Origin of the sequence: Sulfurimonas hydrogeniphila (assembly GCF_009068765.1) — a bacterium.
GTDB lineage: Bacteria > Campylobacterota > Campylobacteria > Campylobacterales > Sulfurimonadaceae > Sulfurimonas > Sulfurimonas hydrogeniphila.
In genome coordinates this window covers 2,249,055-2,263,239 of the sequence record NZ_CP035534.1, presented here as the reverse complement: position 1 = coordinate 2,263,239, position 14,185 = coordinate 2,249,055, and the positions used below count along the sequence as shown (strand labels likewise).

The window sequence follows — 14,185 nt, the reverse complement described above, 5'->3', positions numbered from 1 at the left end:
AGAGTTCTGTCCTTAGCTTTTAAATTCGTCGATAGTTTTTTGTAAAGAAGAGGCAACCTGCACGAGTTTTTGCAAATCATTTTCAATGCTTACAACACTGGTGCCGTTGGCTGTTGAGAGTGTTTCGATTTTTTCTATGTAGGTGATGATCTCCTGAATATTCTGCGACATTTTTTCACTGTCTTCTTTTGATTTGTTTGCCATCTGTGTGGAGATTTGCATCGCTTGCGATGTTGTCGTGATTTTTTGTTCCACATCATCAGATATATTGACAAGGGCTTCAATGTTTTGTGCATTGATTGTCATCTTGTCACTGACGTCATTGATAGCCTGTACAATGGTACTGACGCTGATGTCTATCTCCGCCAGACTTTTTTGTGTCCGTTCTGCAAGCTTTCTGACTTCATCGGCAACGACGGCAAATCCTCGCCCGTGTTCTCCTGCGCGTGCCGCTTCTATGGCAGCGTTGAGAGCTAAAAGGTTTGTCTGCTCGGCTATCTCTTTGATGACATTGAGGACGTCCTTGACCTGGTCGGCATCATTTTTAAGGACTAAAAGTTCGCTTGAGAGTTCGTTTTCACTCTCTACAAAATGTTCTACTTCACTGTTGAGTTTTGCCAAAGAGCTGTGTGCCTCTTCGAGTTCTTTTTCGGCATTGAGGATGGTTTCCTGGGTAACAGTGGCCGCCTCTATGGTCTCATCTAAAATAGTTTGGATATCTTCTGTTTTTTTGCTTGTTTTGGAAACAATCTCTCTCTCCTGCTGTACGCCTTTTCGTATGACGTGGGAGGAAATTTCTATTTCAGAAGCAATTTCATTATTTTGTTCGCCGAGTGATTTCACCTCATTTACTGTAGATTGAATCATTTCTATAAAATGATTTACTTCATTGGCTGTCTCTCCGAATTCATTGCCTTTTTTGTAGGCAAGACGTTTGGTTAAATCTTTGTTCCCGCGCACAAGATCTGCAATTCTCTCTTTGAGGTTGTTCAGCGGTGTAAAAATTTCACGGCTGAAAAAGAGCAGGGCAACCATACTAAATGCAATACTGCCCAGAATCAAAGAGATGACAAGTGTTGTGTTTGTCTGTGCAATATCTTCATCATTTTTATCCAGTGATATCGTCAAATCCATGGCACCGAGTGCATAACCGACTTCTGCATTATAGTGGCACTGCAGGCATCTTTTTTCGGCTATCATAGGTTTAATCATGCGAATAATATGGTGCCCGTTTTCATTTTTTTCGATAATTTTTGTCTCTTTGTTCTGCAATACATCTTGCACAAGAGGGTCGGCCGTATATGTTTCATCTGGTGCATAAACTTCCATAACAGCTTTTGACTTTGCAATTTTCAAGTCCTCTATGCCGTCAATGCCTTTTGCACTCTCAAAAGCAGTCTGAACCACTTCCGGGTCTCCCATCATCATGCTTGTTGTCATCGTCTGAAATATGGACTGACTGAGCATTTTCAAAGATTTTTTTGCGGTAGTATCTGAAAGGCTGTGCAGTGTAAAGGAGAGATAATAAGACATTCCGATAAGCCCGAGAACACTTAAGGCAACAATGGAGACAATGACTTTTGACTTTACTGATGCAAACATGAAAAAATCCTAAGAGTAAAAAATTTAAGTATTATAACGTAATAAAACCTTTGCAGAATTACATACTATAGATTAAATACTCAATCTGCTCCAAAAGTTCCTGATTTTGTATGTTGCTTTGCACGGCGTACGCAAGAGAAGCCCCAGCACCTACGCCCTCTTTTGCTTCGCCCTCGTCATACTTTTTGAGTATGGGTATCTGGGTATTTGCAAAACTGAATGTAGTGTAAACGGCATGTGGTGCATAGCTTAACTGCTCTAAAACATGGGCAATATCGGAATTTTTGTCTTGTGCGACCCACTGCGTGGTTGCAAGGGTAATATTGTCATGCTTTACCCGCATCAAAACATCTTCCCTGAGTTTGTCGGCGATTAACAGACAGGCTGCCATCTGTGTTCCGCCGGCTAAGACGATTTGAAATCTTTTTGAGGCTTCAAGCAAAAATCCGGCACAAAAAAGCAGCATATTGTCACTTACGATGCCAAGCTTTTCAAAATTGCTCATATCATTGTCAAGCAAAGAGAGGGCGTTGTTTATCGTTTGTGTTTTAATATCATCGGGTACATGTAGGAAACTTGAGGAAAAATCATCGGCGCAGTCAAAGCCGAGTGCCAAAGCCGAAGCAGTCGCTGTGGTTGTTCCCGCGGGTGTACTCTCTCCTAAAATAAGATAATTTCCTTTAAGCTCATAGGACTTTCCAAACTGCATCCCTTTTGCGAATACCTCTTTTGCATTGATACCGGCACCTTTGTCTATTGCCTCGGAGGGGCGGATGCCAAAATGGTGTGTGATACAGTTTTTAGGCTGGGAAACAAGACCCAAATCCAAAATCTCTATAGTGCTAAAAGGTGTCAGATTGTGAACTGCACGGGTAATAAGTGCAGGGGTAGGGACACCTGTCGGTGTTTCGGCAAGTTCGCCCAAAGAGAAAACTTTTTCATGACTTATATATTCGGCGTCAAGTGTAGGGGTAAGCGGAATCATCCCCGGAATCCCGGCCTGGGTAATGTTGTCTATCTCACATGTCTTTGTGACACTTGCGGCAAGTAAAAAATCGGCTTTTCCCTCAGGAAGAGAGTCTAAGTCGTTTGTCAGTATGTTATATGTCTGCATTATAAGAATCTTTTTTCTAATTGTAACAAAAATTACAAATATTTTCTTTTTTAGTGGTTGTAGTACAATGAAAACTGCAAACAAAATGAATTTAAAATTTGACGAAGCACGTCCGGTTCTTGAAAAAGCGCTTGCTCGTTCAATCGCAGGTGTATTTTAACAAAATTAGAAAGGGCAGTTTAAAAACTGTTCTTTCTGCCCCTTTATAAACTCTCTAGTCAATATCCACACCCTCCCAGAACTCGTCATAATCAAGATTAGTCAGTGCATTTTCATCTGCAAGGTTCTTCTCCAATAGTTTTTTTTGCTGTTCTTCAAAGTAGAGTTCCAAGGCTTCATTGATAAGTGTGCTTTCATCTTTTTTAAGGATCTGTGTAAATGTTTCCAGGTTTTGTAAGTTGTAGTCGTTAATAGTTATCTGCATAAAATATTTTAGCCAAATTTAGCAAAATTTGCTAATTTCGGCTAAATGTCTGCAGGTTTTATTTTGTTTGGACAACTCTTTTGTGAAGAGGCTGTGTCGGTCTTTCGTTGTTTCTGTAGTATTTTCTTAAAGCATCCAGTTGTGATTTTGAAATATTGACAGTATCTTTGAAAATATACCACTCTACGCCCTCTGTACAGGGTGGTGTGGTAAATGAACCTTTGTAGTGATAGTAGTGATCCGTATCTTCAGGCAGCAAATCATTAGGATTTATGGCTATTTTGTGTTTTGCATGTAAAATCTTTTCTAAAGCAGGATTTTCTTCTCCGACTTCAAACATTACTGCCACAACTGCCACTGAACCGTCTTTTGCCATATGAACAAAGTGCGCGACTGCATTGTATCTTCTGCCGTCAATTGTATGCTCGCTCATGCCATGAAAATGAAACTGTTTTAGTTTGTAGTCTTTGCCGTGCAGTGAGATATAGCCTGCATCTACCGGGGTAACCTTTAGAGAGTGCCCGTTATCAACAACAGTGGAAATACCTTTGTAATCTTCGGAAAGTTCAATCGTGTAACTCTCGTCTAACTGCTGTGTATTTTCTGTTTCTATATTTATAGGGGACTGTTCTTTGCCTTTTTTGCAAGTTTCGCTGAAGTGTCCCCAGTCTTGAGGACCATGTTTTGCATAGTCCCAATGTGCTTCAACACCTGCAAATGCAATTGTTGAACTCGCCATGAGTGTCAAAGCGATTGTAGAGAATTTTGTCATAAGCTGCCTTTTTTAATTTATATATTAATTATAAGGGTAGCTTACTTAATAGAGACTAAATCAGGCTGTATATATAAGTTTTTCATTGATTGTGTTTCCGCTCAGTTCAACATAACGCATCGGGTACATATCCAAGTCAAGCGGACGGACAAATCCGCGTGTGACAATAACCCTTGTCCCCTGAATCTCTTTGACAGAGTCTATATGTTTGTGTCCTGAAAGCGTCAAAATCAGGTTTGGATATTTAAAAAGTTTTTTTTGTACCTCTTGTGTGTTGTTCAGGACATATTTATGAATATCTTTTTCTTCTGTGCCGCCCCAGTAGTTTGTATAGGGATGGTGGTTGAGTATTACCGTCGGTTTGTTTTGGTCGAGAATTTTTTGGGCAAAAGCGATTGTCTCTTCTGTATAGACTCCGTTGTTGTGGTTTTCTATACAGCTGTCAAGCCCTAAAATATTGTAGCCTTTTGTTTGCAGCAGCCAGTCTTTCCCCTCTACATGTAACTCTTTTGCACTGCAGAACATGTTTTTAAATGCTTCAAGATTAATCTGTTTGTCGCCGCTTGGAAAAGATTCTTTGTTTCCTCTTACCGTGTAGTATGGGCAGTGAAGCGTATCGGCAATCTCTTTGAACTTCAAAGCATCACTGTCTTGCGGCGCATTGTTGTTAAAGTTGTCACCGCCAAAGAGAACAAAATCCAAATCTTTGTAGTTTGTGTTGATAAAGTCAGCCATCAGCTGCATCGCTTCGACACTGTCACTGTCGCTCAAATCCATATGCGAATCGGTTACATGTATAAACTTCAGTGTTTTTTTCGAATCTGTCTGGGTGCCGGCCATTAAAGGCATGGCACCGGCGACTACTGCACTCTTTAAAAAGTTTCTTCGTGATATTTGTGACATTGTTTTTCCCTTTCTTTGTTTAAATACTCTCTACAGTAATGTAGCATCACTGACAATACATTTTCCCCCGTATGTCTCCAAAAACTTTTTAAGATCTTTTTGCATGTTCTCCAGCAGTTCTTTTTTACAAACACTGAAGACCAGGATATTGCTCAGTACATCCGAGACATCATCTGCTGTCTGAAAACCGTGACCCCCGTAGCCTTCTACATCTTTGATGACAGTATATCCGTCTACTTTGTGCTTTTTAAAAACTTTCAAGAGTCTCTTTATGTAAACAGACTCAATGATGACTTCGATTTTTTTCATCTTTTACCCCCAAAATGTTGTTATCATATAATAATACAACGGTATACCTAATGAAATATTGAATGGGAAGGTAACTGCCAGACTGAGCGGAAGATATATTCCCGGATTTGCTTCAGGTACAGAGAGTCTCATTGCTGCCGGAACAGCGATGTAAGAGGCACTCGCACTGAGCAGTGCCAAAAGAAAAGCATCCCCTTTTTCAATTCCGAAGAAATAGGCTACCGCTACAGCTACAGAGGCGTTGACCATCGGCATGATGAGTGCAAATCCTATCAAAAACAGACCCACTTTTTTCAGTTCATGAATTTTTCTTGCTGCAACAAGACCCATGTCAAGAAGGAAAAATGCAAGCATCCCTTTAAAGAGCGTTCCAAAAAGCGGCTCCATAGAGTGCCATCCTTTGTCTCCTGTCAATATCCCGATGGCAAGCGCGCCTATAAGCAAAAATACAGAAGGGTTTAAAAAAGCTTCCCGCAAAATTTCTTTTATACTTGTATTTTCATCTTCTGCGTCAGGACTTTTGGCAAAGAGTGCTGCAAAGACCAGACCTATAACAATAGCCGGAGACTCCATAAGCGCCATAGAAGCAACCATAAATCCGCCATGTGCAACACCTATGGTGTCAAGATAGGTAATCCCCGTAATAAAAGTAACAGCACTGATAGACCCAAAAGTCGCCGCAATGGCAATGGCATTGTAAACATCTATTTTCATTCTTAAGATAAAAAAGCTGTATACAGGAACAAGCATGGACATAACTACTGCAATAAGCAGTGCTTTAAAGATGTATGTGCTGAGTCCGCTTTGGGAAAGTTCATGTCCGCCGTGCAAACCAATTGCTATAAGCAAATAAAGAGAAAACAGTTTAGGTAATGGCTGCGGAATAGTTAAATCAGATTTTAAGAAAATGGCCAGCATTCCTAAAAAAAAGAATAAAACAGGCGGATTTAACATATTTTGTAAAATTATATCGATATTCATTTTTTAAACTCCTATTGCATAAAGGCGGTATTAATTCGATTCAGATTTTTATCTGTAGTGTAGCGAAACAAACCTTTATCTTTATGTGGTATTTCCCTCCTTTTCCCCTAAAAAAGGAGGGATAAAGGTATGGTTTTTATTCGCCTTGTCCTAAAGAGTATGCGCGTTCACCGTTAAGCATATAAAGGTTTTCAGTTTTGATAACCTCTATGCCTGCTGCATCAATTCTGTTCATCATATCTGTAATATCACTGTTGCTTATGATATCCCCTTGGTTTTTAGCATAGTATCTGCATCTCCAGTGGTCTGTCAGGAAAGTTTCCGGGTGACCGTTCGGGTAGACCTTCTGACCACGGTTAGAGATCATTTTGAGTGCCATACCTGTATCTTTTGCCAGCTCAACCAGTTTGTCACCGATAGTATTTGCATCACAGTCATCTCTTGTAAAGATATCCACACCGATAAGATCCATTTTTTCGTTTCTTACATTTGACAGAACAGGTTTTTTGATCTGAATCGCTTTGTCATATCTTACAGGAGCAAGTGTTGATGGCTCCTGTCCCAGTCTTTCAATGACAGCATCAGCGAACTCTTTTGTTCCGACTTCTGTATGTTCTTTGCCCTGTGCTTTGAGTTTTCTGGCAAGGTCATATGTCACAATACCGTCTTCTATTGTTTTCAACCAGGCATTGTGTACTTTTTCAGCTACTTCAGGCTGTCCTACCTGTACCATCATCATCACACCAGAGAGTAAAAGACCTGACGGATTTGCTTTGTTCTTTCCGGCATGACGCGGTGCAGAACCGTGAATTGCTTCATACATTGCTATATCGGCACCAACATTCGCACCCGGTGCAATCCCGACAGAACCAGTCATAAGTCCAAGTATATCTGTTGCAACATCTCCGTAAAGGTTAGGCATTAACACCATGTCGAAATCTTCAGGCGCATCAACAAGTTTTGCCATACCGATGTCTATAATCCAGTCATCCGCCTGAATTTCAGGGTATTTTTTGGCAGTTTCGTAGAATACTTTTACAAAAAGACCATCTGTTATTTTCATGATGTTGTCTTTGATCATACATGTAATTCTTTTTCTGCCGTATGCTTTGGCATATTCAAATGCGTACTGGCATATTTTTTCACAACCCGGTCTTGTAATGATTTTAAGACACTGTGTTACTTCCGGTGTTTGCTGGTGCTCTATCCCTGCATATAAATCTTCTTCATTCTCACGAATAGTGACAACATTCATACCCGGGTATCTTGAAGGTATAAACGGATCATAAGAGATAGCCGGACGAACATTCGCATACAAACCAAGTGTTTTACGGATAGTTACATTTAAACTTTTGTATCCGCCTCCCTGAGGTGTTGTAATAGGTGCCTTGAAAAGCACTTTGTTCTTTTTGATAGACTCCCATGCTTCATCAGTAATTCCTGAAGTATTTCCTGCAAGGTATACTTTCTCTCCAACATCAATGTGTTCCCACTCTACATCTGCGCCGGCAGCATCAAGTACTCTGATACTTGCATCCATAATCTCAGGACCGATTCCGTCTCCGCGTGCTACTGTAATAGTTCTTTTTGCCATTTTAATTCTCCTTAATAAAATCCTTCATAATATTTGAGAAATCATCATTTTGATAATGATTTCCACCTACATTTGAAAACATGCCGGTATTTTAATAAAAATAAAAGATTAAGTCTTTACAGGTTTTATTGTTAAAATTATCTATTTTTAATCTGTTTATACACAAATATTATTCTAAATATCTTCAATTTTTATTCAGAATTTTTACTTTTGAAAAACTGACCATTCTGAATATGCCTGTTTTAAAGGGTTTGTGTTAAAACTTGATTGAGAGGTAAAAGCTTAAATCAAAATGATTGTCATCAGAGAGATATTTGTTCTTTTTGTAGATTGCGTAGGGTGGTTGGGTCGTTGTTTCGTATTCGCTGTTTGGAAGCCATTCTGTGTAAACCCAGTATAAAAAGTGTAAAAAATCTCCATCGGCACCGGTAATGTCAAATTTGGCATAGACACCTTTTGCAATGTTGAGTTTTGGCAGTCTTTCATAATCAATTTTGCTTTTATCATTGACTTTTATGCAGGCGACATACTGGCACTCTTCAAGGTGTGTGACCGTAGGGTTGTCATGAAAAAGGGCAATATGCTCGTAGTCTTTGATATTGTTGCTGTAGGTCCATGTCTGCACTTTCTGCCAGGTTTGTTTGATTTGGTCATTGTAGCCGTTGTGTCGCATATAGTAAACTTCGATTTGCGGCATATTGACTATAGTTGCTTCAATGTTATTATAGTTTGCATTGGAGGCGATTGCTTTTTTTGATTCTGCAAGAATAGTTTGGGAGTACTCTTTGTGTCCGCCTTTTTTCCATGCCGTAGGAGTCATGGAAAATCTCTCTTTAAAAACACGAATGAAAGAGGTCTGTGAGCTGTATCCGCACAAAGCGGCTATCTGGGTGATAGTGGAATATTTGTTTGTCAGCAGCAAAGAAGAGGCTTTTTGCAACCTGATAGATTTGATGCTTTCATAAATATTTCTTCCGAAAACCTCTTTGTAGATCTTGTGCATATAGACTTTGCTGATGTTAAACTGCTGGGCCAGCTCATCCATATTGATGTCGGTATCAATATGTGTATATATATAGAAGAGTATATCATTTGATATCTGTGTTTTTTTATTGAGTGTTTCTCGCTTCATGATGTAAATTATAGCAAAAATTACTGTGAATGATTTGCTTTAGAGAAGTTTCAAAGCATTTTGCACATCTGCTTTTTCTATTTTTGTTTTGCCTTCGCCAAAATGCGCTTTTTTCTTGAGTTTGCCAAAGTAAGATGTGTCTCCGCCAAGCTTTACATGTAAAGCCAGTGCCATGGCAGTGATGGGATGTCCTGCATTGGGGCTCTCGTGCTTTTTTCCGTCTGCATAAAAAGCAAAAATGTTTTTTTGTTTTGCAAGAAGCATAATAAGCAGTGCCGTCAGCCTTGAGGGAATGAAGTTCGCAATATCGTCAAGTTTTGCCGCACATTTGCCGAATTTTTCATATTTCTCATTTCTGTAGCCGACCATAGAGTCCATTGTGTTAACGGCTTTGTAAATGACAATGCCCGGCAGATTAAACAGCAGCAGATAAAAGAGCGGGGCGACAACGCCGTCACTCAGATTTTCGGCATAGGTCTCAATCGCTGCCTTATAGACATCACTTTCACTCATCTCCTGCGTGTCGCGTGATACCAGCATGGCAATAGCTTCTTTTTTGTTCTTTACATGTAAGACATTCCGTACAGAGTCTCGCAGCATCTTATGGGCGATAAACATGGAGGCAATAAAGGAGCTGATGAGAATGTTTACAAAGGTGTTGAAAAGCTGCAGATAGAGGTAGAGTGAAACAGTGAAAAAACTCATAGTTCCCAGCACAAACAGAACTAACAAACAGCCGCGTGTTACAGAGTCCTTGTAAAATTTTTCCTCAAAAAAAGTGATAATCTCTCCTATAACGATTACAGGATGTTTTATGAAGGAGAACTCCCCGAATTTTCTGTCGATGAGGTAGGCAAAGAGTGCGATGAAAATATTATGTATCATCCAGTGCCTTGTGGATAGCGTCTATGTTTACATGTAAAGCGATATGCTCGGCAAAGTCGGCAATGGTCTCTTTTTTAAATGCTTTAAAATTATAACCTTTGTACTTTTTGTTGAGTCTGTGAAAAACTTTATAGCGAAAGGCATCGCTTTCAAAAAGCCCGTGAACAAAGGTGCCGTAGAGGTTTTTCTTTTTTTTGGCACGTTTTTTGGCGACAGCGTTGTGAATCTCATATCCTTTTACCATAACGCCTTGGAGGTTATAACAGCCTTTTTGTACAATTTTTTCTTTTTGAAAAACAACATCTCCTTTAAAACGTCCAAATCCCTGTGTCACTTCTTTTTCTGATTCTATATGCTCGGGGTCAAGAATTTGCTCAAACAGCATCTCATAACCTCCACAGATCGCTATGACGTGTCTCTGTTTGTCATCTAAGAGAGTTTCAAAACCGCGTTTTTTCAGCCAAAGCAAATCATCGACAACCCGCTTGCTTCCGGGAATGATGAGCAGATCATAATGTTTTGCTTCATTCACACTCTCAATAAAGTTCAGCTCAATTTCCGCATCCGCAACAAGAGGCTCAAAATCAGTAAAGTTACTGATGTGCGGAAGTTTGACAACACCGACTTTTATGATGGATTTGGAAGTGTCCTGTGTGTAGCCCATCAGTGAAGCAGAGTCTTCAAAGCCGAGATTAAAGGGTTTAAAAGGAACGACACCTAAAACTTTGATGCCAAAATCTTTCTCAATGATTTGGACCCCCTCATCAAACAAAGACATGTCACCCTGAAATTTATTGACAATTACACCGATGACATTTTTACGCAGTTTTTTCGGCAAAAGATTGTAAACTCCGTAAATGGAGGCAAAAACACCGCCTCTTTGAATGTCTGCGACAAGTACTATCTTTGTTTGAAATTCCTGGGCTACATAGATGTTTGAGAGGTCTTTGCTCATCAGATTGAGCTCAACCGGACTGCCCGCCCCCTCGGCAATGATACAGTCATACTCTTTTTGCAAAGAAGCAAATGCTTTTTTGACGATGGGTTTGAGCCGGTTTATGTCTTTGTAATAGCTCCAGACATCCGTATCGCCGACACTTTTACCGTTGATAATCATGTGGGCTCTGCTCGCTCCGCCTGATTTTAAGAGTATGGGATTAAAAAGAGGGGTAGTTTTGAGCCCGATAGATTCGGCAGCAAAGGCCTGAGGAATGGCTATTTCACCGTTGTCAATGTCGGTAACAAGCGAATTGTTCGAGACATTCTGTGCTTTGAAAGGGGCTACATGTAAACCTCTGTGATGTAAAAGATAGGTCAGGGCAAAGGCAAGTGTTGATTTGCCCGCATCACTGCTGGTGCCGAATATGCTCAGAGAGTGCATAGCTTATTTGCGCCACAGCATTTGCAGTGTATCGAGTTCTTGAAGAAAGCTGTCTGCTTTGACATAGCCGTTAACAATAAGCAGTGTTTTTTGCGTAGCAGGGTCAACGAAAAAGATACGGGGGCTAAAGGGTGCTGGAAATTTTTCGGCAGGGTATTCTCCCTCATCAAAATTCTTATATACAAGCACAACAACCACTTCTTTGTTTAAGCGTTTATGCACTGTCGGATTGGTAAAAGTGCGGTCTTCGAGACGGTCGCACCAGGGACATTCTGCTTTGGTCACGACAAGCATCAGGGGACGCTGCTCTTTTTTTGCTTTGGCAAGGGCTGCGTAATAATCGCGTTGAAAGCCCATTTTCTGGGCGTATTCGTCCAAATCAGCGCGAGCGAAAAGGCTAAAGGCTACGAGTAGCAGGCTAAGTATAATTTTCATTGGTTTTCTCCTGGGTAAGTTGTAAGTGCATTTTGCAGCGCTGTATGTGATTGTTTGTCTTTTACGGCAAAGCGAAGCCATCTGTCTGTAAGATAATCAAAACTGCCGCAGGTTCTGACGAGTATCTTCTGTCTGAGCAGATGAGAAAAAATTTCTTCCGCCTGTGATGATTGTGTCAGAATGAAGTTTGCATCACTTTGGACAATCTGTTCAAAAAGTCCGCATTTTTTTAGAATATCAAGCAGTTCCTGTTTTTGTATCGTATGCAGTTGGCGGCTTTTTTCTCTAAAAGTTTTATCGCCAAGACGTTTTTGCAAAAATGCCGCATCGAGTGAAGAGATATTCCAAAGCGGCGGATGCAATTTTGTGATATTTTTTTTGTTTGAAAAAACAGCACCGATTCGCACCCCTGCACAGCTGTAAAATTTGGAAAATGACTGAACGATATAGAGTTTTTTATAGTTTTGAATCATCTGCCGCAAAGAGGGATGACTCTCAAACTCCAAAAAGCTTTCGTCCAAAATAACGGTACATTTTTGCTTTTTCCAGTAAGCAAAAAGTGTTGCAAGTTCGTAAAAACTCCCTTCGGGCGTAGAGGGGTTGACAAAAACAACAATGGACTTTTTTGCAACGGTTGCGTCGATATTTTCAATTCGGTTGATTTTGTAAACATCTTTTTTGCTTTGGAGGGCCGCTTTTTCATATTCGCCGTACAGAGGTGCATACAAAGTGACTTTTTTTTGTTTCAATGCCTCAAACAAAGCATAAACAGCGGCAGTCGCTCCGTTATACAAAGAAATTTGTGATTTTTTCAAATCATAATTGTGTGCAATGGCCGTTTTGAGTGTTGTGTAATTGCTTTGGGCATATTTTGCAATGGTACTATTGGTTACATGTAAAGCACTCTGGGGTTGATAAAGATTGATGTTTGATGAAAAGTCTATAATCTCATCACTGCTGCATCCGAGTTGTTTTGCATATTTATATATATTGGCACCGTGTTTCATACGCGGATTTTACCAAAAGTTTACTAACTTTACTTGGTTTGAAAGAAAAACTTTAAGCGACATTTTGTGTGTTATGTACGAAAATTAACAAATAACACACATTTATATTGACAGTTAATTGTGTGATTTAAGGTTGTTCTACCTATAATGTGCGTTAATAAATAGTTATCCGCTCACTGCGTGACCGGATAACGGGGGCGCGGGTTGAACACCCGCTAGTCATCTGTCGCACAGCGCCAGATAACAAGCGGGAGGAATGAGCAACAACATCAGAAAATAAATTTTCAGATGTCGCCGTCATTCACCCGCGCCCCCGTTAACTTACTAAAAGGAACTTACATGGCAATATTCGATTTCGATACTATAAATAATAATTTAGAAAAAATTGATAGAACGAGCTTTCAAGTTGAAAATATACTTGAAAGAACGAATCTTCAAGATGCATTGAAAAAACAAATTGATATTATTGCTCCTGATTGTCTTGTTATTTCAGAAGAATTTTCCGAATGGGATGGAAGCAAAAGGAGAATAGATTTATTAGCTATTGATAAAGAAGCTAATTTAGTTGTTATTGAATTAAAAAGAGATGAAACTGGTGAACATATGGAACTTCAAGCAATTAGATATGCTTCAATGGTTTCAACATTGACATTTTCAAGAACTGTAAAAATTTATCAAAAATATTTAGATAAATCAAACATATCAGAAGATGCAGAAAACAATCTTTTAAAATTTTTAGAATGGGATGAAAACCAAGCTGATGATTTTGCATTAGATGTAAAAATAATTTTAGTTTCTTCAAATTTTTCAAAAGAAATTACAACATCTGTGATGTGGTTAAATGAAAGAAATATTGATATCAAATGTATAAGGCTTGTTCCCTATAAACTTAATGAAAAAGTTTTAATTGATGTACAACAGATAATCCCTTTGCCTGAAGCTGAAAACTATCAAATTCAAATTAAGCAACAAGTTTCACAAAGACGAGAAGCAAGACAGACAGATAAGGACTATACAAACTATAAATTTCAAGGTGAAATTTACAATAAAAGAAAGTTAGTCCTTGCTGTAATGAAAAAATATTTTGAAGACAATACGCCAAATGATATTGAAGACTTTAGAAAAAACTTTTCAAATCAAAGACTATTTGCACCTCTACAAGATGCAATTGAGAAAGCGAATAAACATGGACAACCAAGACACTTCTTGAAAGATGGAGAGCCTGTAACAATTGGAAATGAAGAATATGCTATTTCAAATCAATGGGGAGTTGGAAACATAGAAGACTTTGTTAACGACATGCGAAAGCTAGGATATCAGATTGACGAAAGTTAACAAGTACGAGGAACGCAATAATTTACCCTAACGGGAAAATTATCGCTCACGACAAACGTTATCTTACACAAGGAACCTCAAAATGACAAAACAAGATTTAGCATCAGCATTAAAAAGAATGTATGAAAATAATTTAGATGATGGGCCAACAATGATAAGACTTTTTGGAATTCAATATTCAGAAGAGTTAAAAAACTGTAATGCTTCAAATAAAGAAATTATTGAAATATCGGGCATTGATAAAGGCCCTTCATATCAAGCAGAGATTAGCAAAGGTATTAAACTAGCTAAATATGTTCAAATCAAATAGT

General features: G+C 39.1%; 16 protein-coding genes. 3 read left to right on the top strand and 13 right to left on the bottom strand.

Annotation, left to right across the window (positions count from 1 at the left end; all coding sequences use genetic code 11):
* Nucleotides 1–12: 12 nt before the first annotated feature.
* Together ETP70_RS11970 and ETP70_RS11965 are read right to left on the bottom strand one after the other, a co-directional pair.
* Nucleotides 13–1,602, bottom strand: a complete 1,590-nt coding sequence (locus tag ETP70_RS11970) for a methyl-accepting chemotaxis protein (protein WP_151901396.1) — start codon at nucleotides 1,600–1,602, stop codon at nucleotides 13–15.
* Nucleotides 1,603–1,660: 58 nt separating this feature from the next.
* Nucleotides 1,661–2,716, bottom strand: a complete 1,056-nt coding sequence (locus ETP70_RS11965; protein ID WP_151901395.1) for a nicotinate-nucleotide--dimethylbenzimidazole phosphoribosyltransferase family protein — start codon at nucleotides 2,714–2,716, stop codon at nucleotides 1,661–1,663.
* A 67-nt stretch (nucleotides 2,717–2,783) separates the two neighbouring features.
* Between ETP70_RS11965 and traT the strand changes: the two genes are divergently transcribed.
* Nucleotides 2,784–2,876, top strand: a complete 93-nt coding sequence (gene traT / locus ETP70_RS12485; RefSeq protein ID WP_223176106.1) for a complement resistance protein TraT — start codon at nucleotides 2,784–2,786, stop codon at nucleotides 2,874–2,876.
* Nucleotides 2,877–2,930: 54 nt separating this feature from the next.
* Here traT and ETP70_RS11955 read toward each other — a convergent pair whose 3' ends face one another.
* The 11 genes from ETP70_RS11955 to ETP70_RS11905 all read right to left on the bottom strand — a co-directional run bounded on the left by ETP70_RS11955 (nucleotide 2,931) and on the right by ETP70_RS11905 (nucleotide 12,539).
* Nucleotides 2,931–3,140, bottom strand: coding sequence for a hypothetical protein (locus tag ETP70_RS11955; protein WP_151901394.1), 210 nt, complete (start codon nucleotides 3,138–3,140; stop codon nucleotides 2,931–2,933).
* A 58-nt stretch (nucleotides 3,141–3,198) separates the two neighbouring features.
* Nucleotides 3,199–3,912 carry a carbonic anhydrase gene (locus ETP70_RS11950; RefSeq protein ID WP_151901393.1) on the bottom strand — a complete coding sequence of 238 codons (714 nt, stop codon included), beginning with the start codon at nucleotides 3,910–3,912 and terminating at the stop codon, nucleotides 3,199–3,201.
* A gap of 60 nt (nucleotides 3,913–3,972) precedes the next feature.
* A complete protein-coding gene (locus ETP70_RS11945) occupies nucleotides 3,973–4,815 on the bottom strand; it encodes a metallophosphoesterase (protein WP_151901392.1) in 843 nt (280 codons plus the stop codon).
* A gap of 30 nt (nucleotides 4,816–4,845) precedes the next feature.
* Nucleotides 4,846–5,124, bottom strand: coding sequence for a P-II family nitrogen regulator (locus tag ETP70_RS11940; RefSeq protein ID WP_151901391.1), 279 nt, complete (start codon nucleotides 5,122–5,124; stop codon nucleotides 4,846–4,848).
* A 3-nt stretch (nucleotides 5,125–5,127) separates the two neighbouring features.
* Nucleotides 5,128–6,105: a sodium-dependent bicarbonate transport family permease gene (locus tag ETP70_RS11935; protein ID WP_151901390.1), complete on the bottom strand. Its 978-nt coding sequence runs from the start codon at nucleotides 6,103–6,105 to the stop codon at nucleotides 5,128–5,130.
* 136 nt (nucleotides 6,106–6,241) lie between these two features.
* Nucleotides 6,242–7,699: an NADP-dependent isocitrate dehydrogenase gene (locus ETP70_RS11930; protein ID WP_151901389.1), complete on the bottom strand. Its 1,458-nt coding sequence runs from the start codon at nucleotides 7,697–7,699 to the stop codon at nucleotides 6,242–6,244.
* Between the two features lie 256 nt (nucleotides 7,700–7,955).
* The gene (locus ETP70_RS11925) at nucleotides 7,956–8,831 is read right to left on the bottom strand and encodes an AraC family transcriptional regulator (protein WP_151901388.1); all 876 of its coding nucleotides are present in this window, start codon (nucleotides 8,829–8,831) and stop codon (nucleotides 7,956–7,958) included.
* Between the two features lie 39 nt (nucleotides 8,832–8,870).
* Nucleotides 8,871–9,716, bottom strand: coding sequence for an adenosylcobinamide-phosphate synthase CbiB (cbiB, locus tag ETP70_RS11920; protein ID WP_230973276.1), 846 nt, complete (start codon nucleotides 9,714–9,716; stop codon nucleotides 8,871–8,873).
* On the bottom strand, nucleotides 9,706–11,097 hold the full coding sequence (locus ETP70_RS11915; RefSeq protein ID WP_151901387.1) for a cobyric acid synthase: 1,392 nt from the start codon (nucleotides 11,095–11,097) through the stop codon (nucleotides 9,706–9,708). Before ETP70_RS11915 ends, cbiB begins: the two co-directional genes overlap by 11 nt.
* 3 nt (nucleotides 11,098–11,100) lie before the next feature.
* Nucleotides 11,101–11,532, bottom strand: coding sequence for a thioredoxin family protein (locus ETP70_RS11910; protein WP_188109997.1), 432 nt, complete (start codon nucleotides 11,530–11,532; stop codon nucleotides 11,101–11,103).
* Entirely contained in the window at nucleotides 11,529–12,539 is a 1,011-nt protein-coding gene (locus ETP70_RS11905) for an aminotransferase class I/II-fold pyridoxal phosphate-dependent enzyme (RefSeq protein WP_151901385.1), read from the bottom strand. Before ETP70_RS11905 ends, ETP70_RS11910 begins: the two co-directional genes overlap by 4 nt.
* Before the next feature lie 339 nt (nucleotides 12,540–12,878).
* On the opposite strand from ETP70_RS11905, the gene ETP70_RS11900 reads away from it, so the two are divergent.
* The gene (locus tag ETP70_RS11900; protein WP_151901384.1) at nucleotides 12,879–13,874 is read left to right on the top strand and encodes a PDDEXK family nuclease; all 996 of its coding nucleotides are present in this window, start codon (nucleotides 12,879–12,881) and stop codon (nucleotides 13,872–13,874) included.
* Nucleotides 13,875–13,956: 82 nt separating this feature from the next.
* Nucleotides 13,957–14,184 carry an HTH-like domain-containing protein gene (locus tag ETP70_RS11895; RefSeq protein WP_223176105.1) on the top strand — a complete coding sequence of 76 codons (228 nt, stop codon included), beginning with the start codon at nucleotides 13,957–13,959 and terminating at the stop codon, nucleotides 14,182–14,184.
* The last annotated feature ends 1 nt before the right edge of the window (nucleotide 14,185 follow it).